Raw genomic sequence first — 17,635 nt, 5'->3', positions numbered from 1 at the left:
CCGCAGCCCGTGGCCGGATGAGAGGATGACGAAATGCGGTACGCACTGCTGTTGCACAGTCTGGAAGCCCAGGATGCCGGCATCTCCGAAGAAGACATGGCGCCCTTCAGGGTCGCATTCGACGAGTACGGCAAGGCGCTCGCGAAGGCGGGCGTTCTGGTGGCAGGCGAGATCCTGCGTCCGGTCGCCGACACCACGCAGGTGACGCTGCGAAACGGCGGGCTGACCGTACAAGACGGCCCGTTCGCCGACACGAAGGAGAAGCTCGCCGGAACCTTCGTGATCGATGTGCCCGACCTCGACGCCGCACTCGCCTGGGCGGAGAAGTGCCCCGGGGCGCAGTACGGGGTGATCGAGGTGCGACCCTCCGCGATCTCGCTCGTGGACGGCCAGTGGGTGTGGCCGAGCTGAGGGATCCTGGAGCGGGCGGCGACGCCGCGAGCGACGTCGCCGGTCGCACTGCCGAGACCGCGGGCAGCACGGCGCAGGCATCCGCCCGAGAAGCACTCGACGTTGCGGTGCAGGAGTCGTACGGGCGGATGCTCGCGGTCCTGGCCGCCGGCACACGCGACATCGCGCTTGCGGAGGATTGCCTGCAGGATGCCTTCGAGCGGGCGCTGCGCTCGTGGCCGGTCGAGGGCGTGCCCCGCAATCCGGCCGGCTGGCTCGTCGTGACGGCCAGGCGGAGGATGCTGGACCGCTTCCGATCAGCGGAGCACCGCAACGCCTCGCTGAACACGGGCGTCGACGGGGAGCCCCGCCACGAGCCGGCGACGCTCGAGCCGGACGCGCCGGAGCCGGACGAGATCCCGGATCGCAGGCTTGCGCTGCTGTTCGTGTGCGCGCATCCGGCCATTGATCCAGCGGCCCGCACACCGCTCATGCTCCAGACCGTGCTCGGGGTGGACGCCGAGCGCATCGCTCGTGCGTTCGCCGTTCCGGCGCCCACCATGGCGCAGCGTCTCGTGCGGGCGAAGCGGCGCATCAAGGAGACGGGCATCCCGTTCTCCGAGCCGAACACCGACGCGCTCGCCGATCGCCTGCCGGCCGTGCTCGAGGCGATCTACGGCGCGTACGCGATCGACTGGCCGCTCGTCGCGGGCACGGCAGAACGCGACACCGAGCGAGGGGGAACAGGCTCCCTCGGCGATTCGCTGAGCGCCGAGGCGCTGGCGCTCGCCGAGATCGCCGTGCGGCTCCTGCCGCGCGAGCCCGAGGTGCTGGGACTTGCGGCGCTGCTCTGCCTGTCGCTGGCGCGGGCATCCGCTCGGCTTGATCGCCGCGGTCGTTTCGTGCCGGTCGACGAGCAGGACGTCGACCGGTGGGATGCCGACCTGATCGCCCGAGGGGAGCGGCATCTGCTGACCGCCAGCCGCCTAGTGATCGACGAGCACGGACAGCTGCGAACCGTGGGGCGGTTCCAGCTCGAGGCGGCCATACAGTCGGCGCACGACGACCGTGCTCGTAGCGGACGCGTTGACCGCCGCACCCTCGTCACGCTGCACAGGGCTCTGGTCGCCGTCGCGCCCACCCTTGGCGCCCGGGTGGCGCTCGCCGCGTCGATCGCCGAGGTGGACGGTCCGGGCGCCGGCCTCGCCGAGCTCGATGCGATCGGCGACCCGGCAGTCGCGCGATTCCAGCCGGCCTGGGCGACCAAGGCGCACCTGCTGGCACGTGCGGACCGGCTCCGCGAAGCGGATGCCGCGTTCGAGCGAGCGATCACCCTCACCCTCGACCCGGTGCTGCGCGCTCACCTCGAACGGCGTCGCGCGGAGATCGCAGCCGCGACCACTTGTGTCGACCTGCTCGGCCATGCCCTCCGGGTCGCGGTCGCGGAACTCGACGAATACGTCGCGGGCATACCGGCGAACGCTCCGGATGCCCTGCACCAGGCGCGCACACGCATTCGCACCGTGCGCAGCATCCTTTCCGTCTATCGGTCCGTGTTCGACAGAGACGCCGTCCGTGCGGTCGGGCCGTCGCTTACGGCACTCGGGACTGTTCTCGGGACCGCCCGCGACGCCGAGGTGAGAGCCGCGGCTCTGCGCGAACGCTCGGATGCGTCGCCCGACCACGAACTGCGCTCGACGCTGGCGGGCCTCGTGGCAGAGGCGGAGAGATGGGCTGAGGAGTCCCGGGCGCGCGCGGCCGAGCACCTGGACTCCTCGAGCGGGCAAGCGGACCTGCGCTGTCTTCGAGCCTTCGCGGAACACCCGGAACCCGGATCGGATGCCGGCGCCAGGCCGCTCGACGTGGTGAGGCCGGCACTGGCCAGGGCCGCCGACGAGGTCGCCCGGGCCTCGCGGCGGGCGACGCGGCGAGGGCTCGACGAGCTGCACGCGCTGCGCAAGGCGGCGCGGCGCCTGCGGTACGCGGGTGAGGCCGTGGAAGGACTGCGCCACGTGCATCCGGAAGCGCTGGACGGAATCGAGGCTCGGGCCCGAGCGGCCGAGGCCGTACAGGATCTGCTCGGCGCCTACCGGGACGACACCCTTCTCGCGCTGCAGCTGCAGGCGTGGTCCGACAGTTCCCCGGAGCCGGCGGCCGTGCGGCTCGCGGCGCTGGCGCGAGACATCCGGCTCGAGGCGGAACAGCGACTGGCCGACCTCGACGACCTCGTCGACGCGGTGTCACGCGCCGCGCGAACGACGCTGTGAACGCGTTGCGCGTCTCACACCTCCGTTCCGCGGTCATGAATTGCGGGTCGCGGTGCGACGAACCCGCAACACGTGACCACGGAGTGAGGCGGATGCCGTGCCTGGGACGCGGCGAGGTCGAGCGGGGGCCCATCGCTAGTCTTGAGGGATGAGCGTCGAAGAGGCCGTCATCGTCGATGTCGTGCGCACCCCGAGCGGGCGCGGCAAGCCTGGAGGCGCGCTGAGTGGCGTGCATCCGGTGGATCTGCTGGGCGACCTGCTTGCCGAACTCGTGAGGCGCAACGACCTCGACCCTGGCACGATCGACGACGTGATCGCCGGATGCGTCGGTCAGGTCGGTCAGCAGTCGTACAACACCGCGCGCAACGCCGTGCTCGCCGCCGGATTCCCCGAGCATGTGCCGGGCACGACCATCGACCGGCAGTGCGGATCGAGCCAGCAGGCCGCGCACTTCGCCGCGCAGGCGATCATGGCCGGCGTGCAGGACGCCGTGATCGCGTGCGGGGTCGAGTCGATGAGCGCCGTTCCGCTCGGAACGTCCACCCTGGGCCGCGACCCACGCGGCAGCCGCATCGCCGCCCGCTACCCGGACGGCCTCGTCGGGCAGGGCGTCTCGGCCGAGCTCATCGCGCAGAAGTACGGTTTCGGGCGCGATGAGCTCGACGAGTTCAGTGCCAGGTCCCACCAACGGGCGGCCGAGGCGGCCGAGTCGGGCCGGTTCGACCGCGAGCTCGTCCCGGTGTGGGTGACGGATGCCGACGGCGGCGCTCGAGAGGTCGCCGCCGACGAGACCGTGCGGCCCGGCACGACGGTAGAGGGTCTCGCCGGCCTGAACCCGTCATTCCGCACGGATGCCCTCGCCGACCGCTTTCCCGACGTGGACTGGAAGATCACGCCGGGCAACTCGTCCCCGCTCACCGACGGGGCATCCGCGGCGCTCATCATGAGCGCCCGTCGCGCCGAGCAGCTCGGGTTGACACCCCGGGCCCGATTCCACGCCTTCGCGGTGACCGGGAGCGACCCCCTCTACATGCTCACCGGCGTGATGCCGGCTACCGAGCGCATCCTGAAGCAGACCGGTCTGAACCTCGACGAGATCGACGCATATGAGGTGAACGAGGCGTTCGCGCCGGTGCCGCTGGCATGGTTGAACGAGTTCGACGCTGATCCCGAGCGGCTGAACGCCGACGGCGGGGCGATAGCGCTCGGGCATCCGCTCGGGGCCACCGGCACTCGGCTGCTCGGCACATTGCTCGCGCGGCTCGAACGCACCGGCGGCCGCTACGGGCTGCAGACCATGTGCGAGGGCGGCGGCATGGCGAACGCCACCATCATCGAACGGCTCTGACGCGGAACACGGCTTCGGCCGCCCGGTAACACACCACGGAGGGATATATGCGGATTCAGGAATGCAGTGCGATCGTCACCGGCGGCGCATCCGGACTCGGCAACGGCACGGCGCACGTGCTGGCCGAAGCAGGAGCGAAGGTCGTCATCGTCGATCTTCCGTCGTCGCGCGGCGAGGAGGCCGCTGCGGAACTCGACGGTGTGTTCGCACCTGCGGATGTGACGGATCCCGAGCAGGTGCAGGCAGCGGTCGAGACGGCCCAGGCACTGGCGCCGCTGCGCATCACCGTGAACTGCGCCGGCATCGCCACGGCGGGTCGCACCGTGGGGCGCGAGGGAGCGCTCGGCCTCGACGGATTCGAGCGCACCATCCGCATCAACCTGATCGGCACGTTCAACGTCACGAGACTGGCGGCAGCGGCGATGGCGCAGAACGACCCCGTCGAGGCGCAATCGCTTCCCGGCGTGCCCGCCACGAACGAGCGCGGCGTGATCGTGAACACCGCATCCGTCGCCGCCTACGACGGGCAGATTGGTCAGGCCGCATATTCCGCGTCGAAGGGCGGAGTCGCGTCCATGACGCTGCCGATCGCCCGCGACCTCTCCAAGCTGCTCATCCGTGTGATGACGATTGCGCCGGGCATCATGAAGACGCCGATGATGGCGGGGATGCCCGAAGACGTGCAGCGCTCGCTCGAGGAGCAGATCCCGCACCCGTCACGCATGGGCACGCCCGCCGAGTACGCAGCGCTCGTTCGGCAGATCGTGGAGAATCCGCTGCTGAACGGCGAGGTGATCCGGCTCGACGGCGCCATCCGCATGCAGCCGAAGTAGCGCTACTCGCCGAGACGGCTACGCCGGCTCGGTCGTGACAGCAGGTCTACTCTCCGAGGGGGCCGGAGTGCGCGCTGGAGCTAGGAGCGAAGGCCCAGTGGGCCTTCGCCGCGACGCCAGCGCCGAGACGGCTGCGCCGGCTCGGTCGTGACAGCAGGTCTACTCTCCGAGGGGGCCGGAGTGCGCGTCCAGGAACGCGTACAGCTCCGCGTCGTCGACGCCGGGAAAAGCGCCGGTGGGCAGCGGCGACAGGATGTGCGCGTGCAGCCTGGCGCTCGGCCACGCGTTGTCGGCCCAGGACGACTCGAGTGAGGCATCCGGAACCCGGCAGCACGACGGATCGGGGCACGTCGAAGCCGCACGCTGCGTCGTCTCCCGCCCGCGGAACCACTTGGCGTCCGCGAAGGGCACGCCGATCGTGATCGTGAAGCTCCCGTCGTCGCCGCGCCCGGTCTGGGTGGCGCACCAGTACGTGCCGGCAGGGGTGTCCGTGTACTGGTACAGCTCCGTGGTGCGGTTCGTCTGCGCGAACGCGTCGCGGGCGCTCCACTTCTTGCACACGGGCTGGCCTTCGATCGCCCCGGTGACGTCTTTCGGCAGCGGCAGGCCGTCGTTCTCGTACCCCTTGTAGAGCGCGCCATCCTCGCCGACGCGCAGGAAGTGCATCCGCATCCCCAGGTGCACGGTGATGAGATTCGTCAGGCGCAGGGATGCCGCTTCGTGCGTGACGCCGAACGCGTCGCGGAAGTCCTCCACGGCAAGATCGCGGTCTTTCTTCGCCTCCTGCAGGAACGCGACTGCGGCGCTCTGCGGCATGAGACAGCACGCGGCGAAGTAGTTGATCTCCAGCCGCTGGCGCAGGAACTGGGCGTAGCTGTCCGGCCGCTCGTGACCGAGCAGCCGGTGTGCCAGCGCCTGCAGGGCCATCGACCGCAGACCGTGGCCGCCAGGAATGGATGCCGGTGGCAGGTAGATGCGCCCGTTCGCCAGGTCGGTGATGGAGCGGGTCGAGTTCGGCAGGTCGTCGACATACACCAGCTGGAAGCCGAGCCGCTTGGCCATGACGCTCACCTCGCGGTGCGTGAGCGCGCCGGACACGTGCCCCGATGCCTTCACCTGCTCCTCGGCGAGAAGCTCGATCTCGGGCAGATAGTTGTCGCGGCCGCGCATCCATTCGCGCAATTCGGTGTTCGCACGCCTGGCCTCTTCGGGCGTCGCGATCGCCTTGCTCGCCTGCCGTGCGAGCTCGCGGTGCAGGCCGACGAGTGCCGCCAGCGTCTCGGTCGGCGTGCCCTTCGTGGGTTTCACGGAAGGGAGCCCGAGCGCAGTGTAGAGGGACGACTCCTGGGCGCGGCGCAACTCGAGCTCGTAGGCCGTGCGCTCGTCCGGCGGCTCGGCGACGAGCAGCGTCGCGAGGTCCACGCCGATCGCGGTCGCAATGGACTGCAGCACGGTCAGCTTCGGCTCACGCTTGCCGTTCTCGATCATTGACAGCTGGCTCTGCGAGAGCCCGACGAGGTCGCTCACGCGTTCCAGGGTGAGGCCGGAGCGGGTGCGGAAGTGACGGATTCGGTGACCGATGGTGGCGATGTCGGCGGTGTCAGCATCCATTCGTTCACGGTAGCAAAAGAATCGCGATTCTTTAGTCCTCGTACCCGCTGCGGAGTCGTGGATGTGGCCTGAGAGTGAAGAGGAAGGCCAGACAGGGCCACAGCAACAGCGCAACGGAGCACGCCGACAGCGTGATTCACGACACAAGCTGAGACGAGGACGAGCGGGCATGACCATCATCCAGCGGCCGAAGAAGGCGCAGAACTCGACGGCGGAGAATTCGAAGACGCAGATCTCGACCGTGCCGGACTCGGCGAAGCCGCGGAACTCGTACGCGTTCGCGCCGCGACCCAGCAAGACCACACAGACCAGCCGGGCGGATGGCGAGGGCACCGACATCCGCCCGGCTTCACCTTCGACGAGCAACGGGTCGGCCGCTTCGGCCGTCGCGGCGCGCGCAGGCGAGTCCACGGGGACGACCGACCCCGCGCTCGCCGCGTGGGTCGCCGAGATCGCGCAGCTGACGCAGCCCGACGAGATCGTCTGGTGCGACGGGTCGCGCGCCGAGGCCGACCGGCTGTTCCGGCTTCAGGTGGAGAGCGGCCAGCTCATCAGGCTGAACCCCGAATGGCGGCCCGGCAGCTACCTCGCCCGCACCGACCCCGGCGACGTGGCCCGGGTCGAGGCGCGCACCTTCATCTGCTCGGAGCACGAGCACGACGCGGGACCGACGAATAACTGGCGCGAGCCCGCCGAGATGCGCGAGGAGCTGCGCGGAGTGTTCGAGGGCAGCATGCGGGGCCGCACCATGTACGTCGTGCCGTTCTCGATGGGCCCGCTCGGCGGCTCGATCTCGCAACTCGGGATCGAGATCACCGACTCGCCATACGTGGTCGTCTCCATGGGCATCATGACCCGCATGGGCAGCCGCGCCCTCGAACTCATCGAGGCCGGGCAGCCGTGGGTGCGCACCGTGCACAGTGTGGGGTACCCGCTCGTGGATGCCACGGGCATCCGCCGCGAGGATGTTCCGTGGCCGTGCGACGACACGAAGTACATCGTGCACTTCCCGCAAGACCGCGAGGTGTGGTCGTACGGCTCGGGATACGGCGGCAACGCGCTGCTCGGCAAGAAATGCTTCGCCCTTCGCATCGCCTCGCAGCTGGCACGCGAGGAGGGCTGGCTCGCCGAGCACATGCTCATCATCAAGGTGACCTCTCCCGCCGGGCGTCAGCACCACATCGCGGCCGCGTTCCCGTCCGCGTGCGGCAAGACGAACCTCGCCATGCTGCGCTCGCAGCTGCCAGGCTGGACGGTCGAGACGATCGGCGACGACATCGCCTGGCTCAAGCCGGATGCAGACGGCCGGCTTCGCGCGATCAACCCTGAGCGCGGCTTCTTCGGCGTCGCACCGGGCACGGGGGAGTCGACCAACCGTTCGGCAGTTGAGACCATGTGGGGCAACACGATCTTCACCAACGTGGCGCTACGCGACGACGGTGACGTGTGGTGGGAAGGGCTCACCGACGAGCCGCCCGCGCACCTGATCGACTGGCGCGGCGAGGACTGGACACCGGACTCCGGGCGCCCCGCAGCGCATCCGAATTCCCGGTTCTGCGTCGCGGCCGAGCAGTGCCCGACCATCGCCGACGACTGGGAGGATTCGGACGGCGTGCCGATCGACGCCATCGTCTTCGGCGGCCGCCGGGCATCCAACGTGCCGCTCGTTCTGCAGGCGCGGGACTGGAAGCACGGCGTGTTCCTCGGCGCGACCATCGCGTCGGAGCGTACCGCCGCTGCGGAGGGAACCGTCGGCGAGTTGCGTCGCGACCCGTTCGCGATGCTGCCGTTCTGCGGCTACAACATGGCCGATCACTGGGCGCACTGGCTGAACATCGGCGAGACGCTCGGCTCCGGCGCACCGGCGGTGTTCCAGGTGAACTGGTTCCGCAAGGGACCGGACGGCTCGTACCTGTGGCCCGGATTCGCCGAGAACATGCGTGTCGTCGCGTGGATCGTCGGGCGGCTCGAGGGCACTGCGGGCGCCGTGGACACCCCCGTGGGCCGGATTCCTGTGCGGGCTTCGCTCGACGTCGACGGGCTCGAACTGGCACCGGATGCCCTCGACCGCCTGTTCGAGATCGACCCGGACGCCTGGCTCGCCGAGTGCGACCTCACCGAGCACTTCTTCGCCCGGTTCGGCGGCCGTGTGCCGGCCGCATTGACGGCCGAGCTGGAGTCGCTGCGCTACCGCCTGCGGCACTGACGGCCGCTTCCCTTAGCCGGTGACGTCGTCGAGCACCTGCAGAACGTGGCGGTACTCGCGACCGGTCGCGCGGGTCATCCCGAGCTCGCAGGTGCGGTTGAGGGACGCGTGCTCCGTGCTGTCGATGCGGGCGACCTCGGCCGCCTCGGCCTGGGTGGCGCTGGCGGTGAGTTCCGGATGCAGCATGCCCCGGTCGCCGGCGAACGCGCAGCATCCCCAGTCCTCCGGCACGGTCACCCGCTCGGCCGCCGCCTCGGCGACGCGCACGAGGGCCGTGTTCGCGCCGATGCGGGTCGATGAACAGGTGGGGTGAAGGGTGAGGGAGTCGATCTTCTGCCCGGCCGGCAGCTTCGGCAGCACGTGCTCATCGACGAACTCCACCGCATCGACGACCCGGATGCCGTTCGCCGCGGCAGCGGACAACATCACGTCGAGACCCTCGCTGCACGAGGACGCGTCGCACACGACCGGCAGCCTGCCGGCATCCGTCGCCGTCAGCAGCGCCGCGACCACGCGTTCCGTCATGGACGCGTAGCCGTCGGTGAGGCCCTTGGACTTCCACGGCGTTCCGCAGCACAGCGAGGGGATGCCCTCGGGCGTCGCCACCTGCACGCCGGCGCGCTCGCACAAGCGCAGGAACGACTCGGAGACGCCGTCGCCTCCCACGGGACCGAACATGGTGTTGGTGCAGCTAGGGAAATAGACGGCCGCGGGGTCCGCGCTTTGCACAGGTCGCCTTTGACTGCCGCCACCGGGGAGCTCGGGAGAGTACTGCGGCACGGTGTCGGTGCCGAGCACCGATCGCGCGGTCCGGGTTGCGAGCTCGGGGAGCACAGCGGGCATAGCCTTCGCGACCGACAGCGCCCTCCCGCCCGTGCGGGAAATCGTGCCCCAATGCTTCGCCGTCGTCGACCAGATGGCCTGTTCCACCCGCCCGTTCGCTTCGGTGCGCAGATGGCGCACGAGGTCGCCGGTGTTGATCAGCACGGGGCACGCGGTCTGGCACATGCCGTCGACCGCACAGGTCTGCACGCCCTCGTATCGGTACTCGCGCTCGATCGTGTCGGCTAGCTCGGCGTCGCCGGCGGCACGTGCGCGCTGGAGCTCGCGGCGCATGACGATGCGTTCCCGGGGAGTGAGCGTCATGTCCTTGCTCGGGCAGACGGGTTCGCAGTACCCGCACTCAACGCACCGGTCGACCTCGGGCTCGACGGTGGGCGCCACCTTCAGGTGCTTCAGGTAGCCCTCGGCGTCATCCGTCAGCAGCACCCCGGGGTTCAGTGTCATGCCCGGATCGATGAGCCGCTTCAGCTCCCACATCACCTCATACAGCTCGTCGCCGTACTGGCGCCGCACGAACGGCGCCATGATGCGGCCGGTTCCGTGCTCCGCCTTCAGGGTTCCGCCCTGCGAGAGCACAAGGTCGACCATCTGCTCGGTGAACGCGCGATAGCGCTCGATCGCCGCCGGCCCGTCGAAGCGCTCGTTCACCAGGAAGTGGATGTTGCCGTCCTTCGCGTGCCCGAAGATCACCGATCCCTCGTAGCCGTGCTCCTCGAACAAGGCGATGAGACGAGTGCAGGTCTCGTTCAGCCGGTCGACGGGCACGGCGATGTCTTCGAGCAGCGCGGTCGTACCGGAGGGCCTGGCCCCCGCCACAGCCGTGTACAGACCTTTGCGGATGTGCCACAGATCGGCGCGAGCACGGGCATCCGTGGTGAGGGCCGCCGGATGATCCAGCGGCAGACCGGCCAGCACGTCACGAGACCGCGCGATGCGGGCATCCAGTGCCTCGGCCGTCTGCTCCTGGAACTCCACGAGCAGCGCGGCGTGGTCGACGACGTTCAGCTCTCGCAGCTCGTCGGTCGCCTCGGGGTCGCGCTGTGCGACGCGGAGCGAGGCGGCATCCAGCAGCTCGATGGTCGCGAATCCTGCATCGACCAGCGCGGGCAGCGCCGCGGTCGCCTGGGCCAGCGAGGGGAACACGAGCAGCCCCGTCGCAGCGTGCGGCAAGACGGGAACCGTGCGGAACGTCGCCTCGGCGACGAACGCGAGCGTGCCCTCAGAGCCAACGACCAGGTGCTCGAGGATGTCGACCGGCTCGTCATGGTCGAGGAACGAGTTGAGGCCGTAGCCCATCGTGTTCTTGATGGAGTGCAGCCTGCGGAGCGTCGCGACCGACTCGGGGTTGCTCCGCACCCGGTCGCGCAGTTGCCGCAGTCCCTGCTCGATGCGCGGCTCCTTCGCGCGCAGAATCTGGGCCGCCTCCGGCGCGGACGTGTCGATGACGGTACCGCTGGGCAGAACGAGCACCGCGCTCTGCAGGGTGCGGTACGTGTTCGCGTGGATGCCGCACGACATCCCGCTGGAGTTGTTGGCGATGACGCCGCCGATGGTGCACGCGATCTCGCTCGCCGGATCAGGACCCAGCCGGCGGCCGTGCCGCGCCAGCCGGGTGTTGACGGCCCTCACGGTCGCTCCCGGTTGCGTGCGCACGCGCTCGCCGTCGTCGAGAACGTCGATCGCGCGGAAACGTCGTCGGGTGTCGATGACGACGCCCGCGCCGCCGGCCTGACCAGACAGGCTCGTGCCGCCCGAGCGGAACGTCACGGGAACCCCGTGCGCGCCGCAGACGGCGAGGATGCCCGCCACCTGGTCCGCATCACTCGCGAGTGCGACGGCCTGCGGCACCAGCCGGTAGTGGGATGCGTCGTGCGCCGCGGTGAGCCGATCTGTGGCGGTGATGCCGACGTGTGCGGAGACCCTCCCCAGGCTGCTCAACAGGCCGGGGGCATCCGGCACGGTCTGCGGCTTCCTGCCCAGTGACACGTCAACCTCCACGCTCGTGTTGTGCGATCCGAACCCATCGTCTACCCGATCGGCGGCGTCGTAGAATCGCCGAGACGACGCACCCGTTCGAAGAGGTCGTCGCTGCCGACCTGGCCGCCCTTGAGGAGCAACTCGACGCCATCGATCGCGGAGCCCGGCGCGTGGCCTCGGAGGAGCACGATGTTGCCCCACGGGTTCGCGGCGATGGAAAGCGACCGGATGCCGAGCATCCGCGTCACCCGGCTCGACGTATCGCCACCGCAGACGATCACGCGGCTCGTCGCTCCGGCTTCGGTCGCTGTGGTGACGATGGCAGCGGTGCTCTCTGCGATGGAGCCGAGCGCGTCCTCCACGCGTTCGACGTCGCTGTCGTGCGATGTGAGAGCCACGCTGTCGCCGGCGGCCAGGGCGGACACGACCCGATCCGAGGTTCGCGCGATCACGTCGGCGTCGCCGAGTGGAAGCGCCAACACCTGCCATCCGGCAGCCTGTGCCGCCCGCAGCTGACGCGCCGTCTGAGCCGATCTGCTCCCGGAGACGGCGAGCGTCGGACCCGGGGGCGACAGGCGCTCCGTGATCGGTTCGTCATCGACGGGACGCCCGGGCGTCAGCGCTTCGGCCAGCGCCCGGCTGAGTCCTCCGGATCCGATTGTGAAGACGGGCCGCGGCAGCGCAAGGACCGCTTCGCCGAGCGGACGAAGCTGGTCATCACTGAAGGCGTCGAGCACCACGGCACCGGCGGCGGACGTGGCGAGGCGGACATCCAGCGCCGACCCCGAGGCATATTCCGTGAACGGAATATGGGTGATCGGCAGCTCGGTCTGTTGCGAGAGGTGAAGCGCCAGGTCCGACTCGTGCATCGGCGTCGATGGATGCCTCGACATCGTCGGCTGGCGGTCCAGGCGGTAGACCGTGCCGCCCTCAGCGGCGAAGTGATGCCCGAAGACCGTGTAACGACCGAAGTCGGGCTGCGCGAAGAGCACGGGAACGGGGTGCGACGCCACCAGCATCCTGCCGAGTTCGATCACGCGTCCCAGGCTCCCGATCGTCGGCGAGGAGTCCGCCGTCGAACACGCCTTGTACTGCACGACGCGCGCTCCGAGGGCGACGAACGCCTCGAAGACCGGCATGAGCTCATCCGCCATCAGACGGGTCGGCAGCGACCGCGCAATACCGGCAACGCCCACCACGTCGTATGTGTTCGCGGCGTCTGCAAGCTCGTCGGACGAGGGGAGACCGACGAAGAGACGGCCGCGCAATCCGCGACGGGAGAACTGGAGCAGCGCGTCGACGCTTCCGGTGAAGTCGTCCCCGTAGAACGCGATCAGGTCGTCAGACACGCACCGGACCGAACGTCTCCGTCGCCCGTCGCAGCGGTGTAGACCGCTCGAGCGCGCTGGTCACGTCGTCGCCGCGCGCTGCCGACTCCCAGGCATCCCGCATGCTGGCGACGCCTGCCGCAACGCCGTCCGGGTGTCCGTGGATGCCGCCGCCGGCGAGCACCAGCAGGTCCGTGGTGCCGACCTCGCGGAGCGTGGCGTGGGCCAGACCGCCCCACTGCCCGGACGACAGCACCGGAACCATCGAGGTGAGCCCGAGCAGCGGAGCCCGCACCGCCGCGATCGAGTCGAGCACCTGATCATCCGTCTCGTAGAACTTGTTGCTGATGCCGTTGGTGTGCAGATGGTCAGCGCCGCACAGCCGCACGAGCTTCTGCCACGCCCGAAACCCTATCCCAAGCTGGTCCGAGCGCGAGAAGGCGCCGAACATGGCGCGGTGCCCGTGGATGGGGACCTGTGAACGACGCCGCAGATAGTCGAGGCCCGCGAGCCCGATCATGTTGACGCACGTCATCACACAGGTGCCGCCTGCCGCGACGACGAGATCGTGATTGGCCTCGAGCCGGTCGATGTCGTCGGTGATGTTGAAGGCGTACATCGGTTTCACACCCGTGCGATCGGCGTGTCGTTCGAGCACGGGCATCACGGCCCTGACCCGCTCCGCCAGCGGCGCCTTGCGACCGTTGCCCTGTAGCTCGTCGTCCTTGATGAAGTCGATGCCGGCACCGGCAAGCTCGTCGACCACCTCGGCGAGCTCCTCGGGCGAGAGCCCGATGCTCGGCTTGATGATCGTGCCGAGCATCGCGCCCTGCGGTCGGCTGACCAGTCGCCGGGTGCCCTCGACGCCGAACTGCGGTCCCCGGTACCGTTCGGCGAACTCCTGGGGCAGTTCGAGGTCGACCAGCTTGACCGCCGCCAGTTCCTTGATCTCGAAGAGGTTCCCCGCCACCGCGGCGAGCAGGTTCGGAATCGACGGGCCGAAGTTGTCGAGCGGAAAGCGCACGACGACGCGTGCTCTGCGGCGATCGGCCGGGTCGCCTACTGTGCCGGGCAACGGCGAGGATCCGGTCAGCGGCAGCTCCGTGACCTCGACGGCCGTCGCGGCGAACTCGGCGCGTAGCTCCGCGGATTCGCGGCCGACGCGCACGAAGGTCCCTGTCGACTGTTCACCGGCGAGCACATCCACGGCGCGCTGCAGGGGAAGAGAGGTCTCGACGACGTACGTCGCCGTCACGAATCGTTCGTTCGCCATCTCACCACACCACCGGGAGCCAGACCGACATCTCCGAGGGGCCGCGATTGCCCCAGGCGAAGTACGGGATGAGCCGAGACCGCGTCGACGTGAGTTCGGCGCCGTCGATGTCTTCGTAGAGACCGCCATTGCCGCCTTCCGGCAACACGGTCAACTCGAGGGGGATGACTCGCAATTGATGTCCTTCGACCTCGCCTTCGACGGCCTCGAGTCGCGCATCGCGACGCAGTGCGAGTCGCTCCAGCGGGATGTCTCCCACGACGTCCGTGCTCTCCAGGCAGTACACGACGGGACCGCGCTGCACGGCCACCTGGTTCGTGATCTCTTCGGCCAGCCGGTTGGCGCGCAGGATGCGAACCGGCATCGGGAGCAGCAAGTCGATCGTGTCGCCGATCCGCCATTCGCGGTCGATCACGGCGTAGCGTCCCGATGCCGGATTGGGAACGGTTTCGCCGTTGACGCTCAGCCGGGCTGAGCGAGCCCAGCCCGGAATGCGCGCGTGGAAGGGCATCCCGCCGTCCACGACCTCGGTGACGGTGAAGGTCACCAGTTCGTCCCACGGGTAGTCGGAGATTTCACGGACCGCGAGCATCCGGGAGCCCTGCTCGAAGCGCAGCTCGGCTCCGCCGTACAGGTGCACGTACGCGCCACCCCTGGAAACGGAGCCGGCGAGCTCGTGGAGCCGGGCGAGAGTTCTGGCCGTGTTGGGCGGGCAGCAGAAGCAGCTGAGATACTCCTGCCGAAGGCGCGCATCGGAGGGCGGCGGGGCCGGCGTCGGGTGCAGCGCGGTGTCACCGGGCCTGCGCAACGCGTACGGCAGTTCGCGAACCTGGCGGAGCGGGTTCGTGTAGAAGTAGTCGGTCCCCGAGAGCCCGACGCCCGCGAGCAGGCTGTTGTAGGCGACGAGCTCGACGACGTCGGCGTAGCGGGCGTCGCCGGTGATCGCGAGCATCCGCTCGCTCCACAGGATCATGCCGATGTTGGCGCAAGACTCGTTGTGCGCCGTCGTGTTCGGCAGCTGGTAGGCGCGGCCGTACGCCTGATGGACGCGACTGATCTCGGATTGCCAGGGCGAGGCATCCGGTGATGCGCCGTCGTAGAGGGCGCCGCATCCGCCGGTGACGTACAGCTTCGAGTCGACGACATCGTTCCAGAGCGTCTGCAGCACCTTGACGAGTTCGTCGTCTCCGGTTTCGATGGCGAGGTCGGCGAGCCCGGCGTACAGATAGTTCGCTCGGACCGCGTGCCCCGCGACGGTGCGCTGTTCGCGCACGGGCAGGCGGTCCTGGTTGTCGTCGCCTCCCTCGTCGAATTCGTCGCGCACGCGCACGAACGCCTCTGCCAGGCGCAGGTACCGGTCGTCGCCCGTCTCGCGGTACAGGTCGATCACCGCCATGTAGTGGGAGGGGCAGATCGCGCTGCGCGCCAGTTCCAGGGGCTTGTCCGCTGCCAGGTGCTCGAGGAAACTTGCGGCTCTGCGTGCGACGGCGAGAAGCGTGTCGGACCCTGTAGCCCGGTGATGCCGTACGCCCGCCGTGATGAGGTGGCCGAGGTTGTAGGTCTCGAACTGGAATCGGTCGGCGAGCTCGACGGACTGCTCGCGATTCAGGGCAGCGATGAGCGCCGGCGTGTGCAGGTATCCGTCTTCGCGCTGCGCGGATGCGATCAGTCGCGCAACGTCGTCAACCAGCGTCGCGAGCTCCCGGTCCTCCTCCACCTCGAGCCGGGTGATCGCCGCCTCGAGCCACTTGTAGAAGTCGCCGTCCATGAACGGCGGACCCTGGTGCTCGCCCTTGATCTCGCCGGCGGCGATACGGAAGTTCTGCAGTCCGGGGCTCACGGCCGGATCGCTGAGCGAGCGCCACATGGCAGGGAGGCCGACGTCGAAGGTGCGCCGTTGAACGTCGCGCCAGAACCCGCTGGTCCAACTCGCGTCGTGGGCGTGCAGGTGCCGCAGGGGCGGCCCGCTGAGGGTACTGGTCGGCATGGAGTTCTCCCGTGCATCGGCGCTGATCGAATCGAGCTCGCGAAGAAGGTCACGAGCCTGCATGGATGTGCATCGTAGCGCGATTCGACTGTGAAGTGAATAGAATTTCAAGCCTGAGTATTGACACGAACCAGGATCGTGCCTAGTGTCGCTGTCAAACAGACCCCCATGCCTGATTCACCTCGTCAAGGAGGACGTCATGATCAATCGACGACACCGCCGCACCGCCCTGGCGGCCGGTATCGCCCTCGCCTCGGTGGTTTCGCTCGCCGCCTGTTCGAGCGGTGCCTCGAACGCCGGTTCGACTTCCGGCGGAGGAGCTACGGGCAAGGATCCGGCCAAGTTCACGGTGCTGACGGCGAACGAGAATCCCGCACTGGCCACGGAGCTGAAGAATCTCGCGGCGGGCAAGTGCAAGGCGGAGAACTCGGCACTCCCGCTCGTGGACCAGACCGTCGCTCAGGCCGACGTCGTGCAGAAGATCACGCTTCTCGCGAGCCAGAACGCGCTTCCCGTGCAGTTCATCGCGGGAACATCGATGGTGCGGCCTGACGGCGATCTCGGCAAGAACGGGCTCGTGCTGAACTACGAGACCGCACTGAAGAAGCTCGGCGTGTGGGACGACATCCTGCCCGCCGCTGCATCCACCGTGAACTCGGTCTACGGGCAAATGGTCTCGCTGCCGTATCAGTACAACATCGAGGGCATCTGGTACAACAAGGCGATCTTCGACAAGCTCGGGCTCTCCGAGCCGACCACTTTCGATCAGCTGATGTCCGACGCGGCCAAGATCAAGGATGCCGGTTACACGCCGTTCGCCACCGACGGCGCCGACGCGTGGCCGGTCACCCGGCTCATCGGCATGTACATCTTCCGTAGCCTCGGACCGGACGCGATGAAAGACATCCAGAGCGGCACGGCGAAGCTCACCGACGCGAAGTATGTGAAGGCCGCCCAAGAGGTCCAGGACATGGCGAAGAACGGATACTTCGGCAGCGGGTTCGTCTCGACGAACGCGGCTCAGGCGAACAACCTCTTCCTGACGGGCAAGGCCGCGATGATGTACGACGGTTCGTGGCTGCTGAGCAACATCAACGACAAGTCGCAGGACGTGATCGGCGCCGACAACGTCGGGTTGATGCCGTTCCCGGCCGTTTCCGGTGGTGCGGGGAGCATCGATCAGTGGCCGGCGAATGCCGGTGCGGCGATGGCGATGACGCCGAAGTCGTACGGACCCAAGGTGGCCGCGTGGCTCAAGTGCATCGCGCAGAACTACGGTTCGCAAGCGCTGCAGGATTCGGGAATCGTTTCCGGCTTCAAGATCAACACGCCGGTGAAGAACATCGACGCGCCGACCAAGATGGTTCAGCAGAAGGTGTCAGGCATCAAACAGACTGTTCTCTGGTTCGAGGCACTGATGGATGCCAAGTCGACGGCGCTGGCGCAGTCGAACGTCTCGCTGCTGACGACGGGCCAGATGTCGGCGCAGACCTACATGTCCCAATTGCAGTCGAGCATCGAAGCCAACAAGTAGCACCGTTCGGTCGTGCCCGGCCTGGGCGATCGCCTTCC

Annotated in this window: 11 protein-coding genes; 6 read left to right on the top strand and 5 right to left on the bottom strand. The window is 68.7% G+C overall.

Annotated features, from left to right (window positions below; translation table 11 throughout):
• Positions 1-33 precede the first annotated feature (33 nt).
• The 4 genes from ACYVI5_RS04325 to ACYVI5_RS04310 all read left to right on the top strand — a co-directional run bounded on the left by ACYVI5_RS04325 (position 34) and on the right by ACYVI5_RS04310 (position 4,838).
• A complete protein-coding gene (locus ACYVI5_RS04325) occupies positions 34-411 on the top strand; it encodes a YciI family protein (protein WP_460530695.1) in 378 nt (125 codons plus the stop codon).
• Positions 399-2,657 (top strand): CHAD domain-containing protein, encoded by a 2,259-nt coding sequence (locus tag ACYVI5_RS04320; protein WP_460579141.1) that lies wholly within the window; start codon positions 399-401, stop codon positions 2,655-2,657. The genes ACYVI5_RS04325 and ACYVI5_RS04320 overlap by 13 nt, the downstream gene beginning before the upstream one ends.
• 148 nt (positions 2,658-2,805) lie before the next feature.
• The gene (locus ACYVI5_RS04315; RefSeq protein WP_460579140.1) at positions 2,806-4,005 is read left to right on the top strand and encodes a thiolase family protein; all 1,200 of its coding nucleotides are present in this window, start codon (positions 2,806-2,808) and stop codon (positions 4,003-4,005) included.
• A gap of 47 nt (positions 4,006-4,052) precedes the next feature.
• Positions 4,053-4,838, top strand: a complete 786-nt coding sequence (locus ACYVI5_RS04310; protein WP_460579139.1) for a 3-hydroxyacyl-CoA dehydrogenase — start codon at positions 4,053-4,055, stop codon at positions 4,836-4,838.
• A 159-nt stretch (positions 4,839-4,997) separates the two neighbouring features.
• Here ACYVI5_RS04310 and ACYVI5_RS04305 read toward each other — a convergent pair whose 3' ends face one another.
• On the bottom strand, positions 4,998-6,449 hold the full coding sequence (locus ACYVI5_RS04305; protein ID WP_460530707.1) for a helix-turn-helix domain-containing protein: 1,452 nt from the start codon (positions 6,447-6,449) through the stop codon (positions 4,998-5,000).
• Between the two features lie 169 nt (positions 6,450-6,618).
• On the opposite strand from ACYVI5_RS04305, the gene ACYVI5_RS04300 reads away from it, so the two are divergent.
• Positions 6,619-8,655, top strand: a complete 2,037-nt coding sequence (locus ACYVI5_RS04300) for a phosphoenolpyruvate carboxykinase (GTP) (RefSeq protein WP_460579138.1) — start codon at positions 6,619-6,621, stop codon at positions 8,653-8,655.
• Positions 8,656-8,667: 12 nt separating this feature from the next.
• Here ACYVI5_RS04300 and ACYVI5_RS04295 read toward each other — a convergent pair whose 3' ends face one another.
• Genes ACYVI5_RS04295 through ACYVI5_RS04280 form a run of 4 tightly spaced genes read right to left on the bottom strand, consistent with a single transcriptional unit; the run spans position 8,668 to position 16,063 of the window.
• Positions 8,668-11,484 (bottom strand): FAD-binding and (Fe-S)-binding domain-containing protein, encoded by a 2,817-nt coding sequence (locus tag ACYVI5_RS04295; RefSeq protein ID WP_460579137.1) that lies wholly within the window; start codon positions 11,482-11,484, stop codon positions 8,668-8,670.
• 41 nt (positions 11,485-11,525) lie between these two features.
• A complete protein-coding gene (locus tag ACYVI5_RS04290; RefSeq protein WP_460579136.1) occupies positions 11,526-12,824 on the bottom strand; it encodes a four-carbon acid sugar kinase family protein in 1,299 nt (432 codons plus the stop codon).
• Positions 12,817-14,076: a RuBisCO large subunit C-terminal-like domain-containing protein gene (locus ACYVI5_RS04285; protein ID WP_460579135.1), complete on the bottom strand. Its 1,260-nt coding sequence runs from the start codon at positions 14,074-14,076 to the stop codon at positions 12,817-12,819. Before ACYVI5_RS04285 ends, ACYVI5_RS04290 begins: the two co-directional genes overlap by 8 nt.
• Before the next feature lies 1 nt (position 14,077).
• The gene (locus ACYVI5_RS04280) at positions 14,078-16,063 is read right to left on the bottom strand and encodes a glycoside hydrolase family 127 protein (protein ID WP_460579134.1); all 1,986 of its coding nucleotides are present in this window, start codon (positions 16,061-16,063) and stop codon (positions 14,078-14,080) included.
• 199 nt (positions 16,064-16,262) lie between these two features.
• Here ACYVI5_RS04280 and ACYVI5_RS04275 point away from each other — a divergent pair, with 199 nt between their 5' ends.
• A complete protein-coding gene (locus ACYVI5_RS04275) occupies positions 16,263-17,597 on the top strand; it encodes an ABC transporter substrate-binding protein (protein WP_460579133.1) in 1,335 nt (444 codons plus the stop codon).
• Positions 17,598-17,635: the final 38 nt, after the last annotated feature.

Source organism: Humibacter ginsengisoli (assembly GCF_054780095.1).
Note: the sequence above shows the minus strand (reverse complement) of the source record. Positions and strands in the feature narration are given on the sequence as shown.

Bases quoted from the DNA above. Each gene is read 5' to 3' on its own strand.
- ACYVI5_RS04305 (WP_460530707.1), bottom strand. From the start codon at position 6,449: ATGGATGCTGACACCGCCGACATCGCCACCATCGGTCACCGAATCCGT.
- ACYVI5_RS04280 (WP_460579134.1), bottom strand. From the start codon at position 16,063: ATGCCGACCAGTACCCTCAGCGGGCCGCCCCTGCGGCACCTGCACGCC.
- ACYVI5_RS04325 (WP_460530695.1), top strand. From the start codon at position 34: ATGCGGTACGCACTGCTGTTGCACAGTCTGGAAGCCCAGGATGCCGGC.
- ACYVI5_RS04285 (WP_460579135.1), bottom strand. From the start codon at position 14,076: ATGGCGAACGAACGATTCGTGACGGCGACGTACGTCGTCGAGACCTCT.
- ACYVI5_RS04315 (WP_460579140.1), top strand. From the start codon at position 2,806: ATGAGCGTCGAAGAGGCCGTCATCGTCGATGTCGTGCGCACCCCGAGC.
- ACYVI5_RS04310 (WP_460579139.1), top strand. From the start codon at position 4,053: ATGCGGATTCAGGAATGCAGTGCGATCGTCACCGGCGGCGCATCCGGA.
- ACYVI5_RS04275 (WP_460579133.1), top strand. From the start codon at position 16,263: ATGATCAATCGACGACACCGCCGCACCGCCCTGGCGGCCGGTATCGCC.
- ACYVI5_RS04300 (WP_460579138.1), top strand. From the start codon at position 6,619: ATGACCATCATCCAGCGGCCGAAGAAGGCGCAGAACTCGACGGCGGAG.